This is a genomic window from Shigella sp. SIG6 (genome assembly GCF_053555815.1).
Window position 1 is genome coordinate 1 of record NZ_JBQZXC010000289.1, and the last position, 720, is coordinate 720.

Consider the following 720-nt stretch of genomic DNA (forward strand, 5'->3'; position numbering starts at 1 on the left):
GAAAATGCCAAATATAAATTTTGTGTATCTTTTTCTGAAAATAAACTAAAGAAAGGGCTTTATATATCACGCATATTTATTTGTTGGATAGTCATTAGATGTTGAATCAATGAATTACTCGTTCAGTTAATATTTAAATATTCATGAAATCTATAAATTAAAGATTTGTCACCTATTGGATTTAGTATGCTTGATTTAAATGGCGGTCAATTATTGTTATTATTAAGTCTAATGTCATTTAAAGGCATTATCATATTTACGAAGAGATCAGGATGATGACGATGAAAAAAAGTGTATTGACGGCGTTTATAACTGTGGTCTGTGCAACGTCCAGCGTTATGGCTGCTGATGATAATGCTATCACGGATGGCTCAGTAACATTTAATGGTAAAGTTATTGCTCCAGCTTGTACCCTGGTAGCTGCGACGAAAGATTCAGTAGTCACATTGCCAAATGTCAGCGCCACCAAGTTGCAAACTAATGGAGCAGTCTCTGGCGTTAAAACTGATGTACCAATTGCCTTAGAAGGCTGTGATGTTACTGTAACTAAAAATGCGACGTTTACCTTTAGTGGTACGGCTGACGGCGTGCAACCTACAGCATTTGCCAACCAGGCTACTACCGATGCAGCGACGAATGTTGCTCTACAAATGTATCTACCAGATGGTTCTACATCGGTAACTCCCGGTACCGAAACGTCGAATATTCAGTTAGCGGATT

Annotated in this window: 1 protein-coding gene; it reads left to right on the forward strand. The window is 37.8% G+C overall.

The features are described 5' to 3' along the window. Nucleotides 1-281 precede the first annotated feature (281 nt). On the forward strand, nucleotides 282-720 hold a 439-nt coding region (locus ACUU1M_RS20420), incomplete at its 3' end, for a fimbrial protein (RefSeq protein ID WP_449144787.1).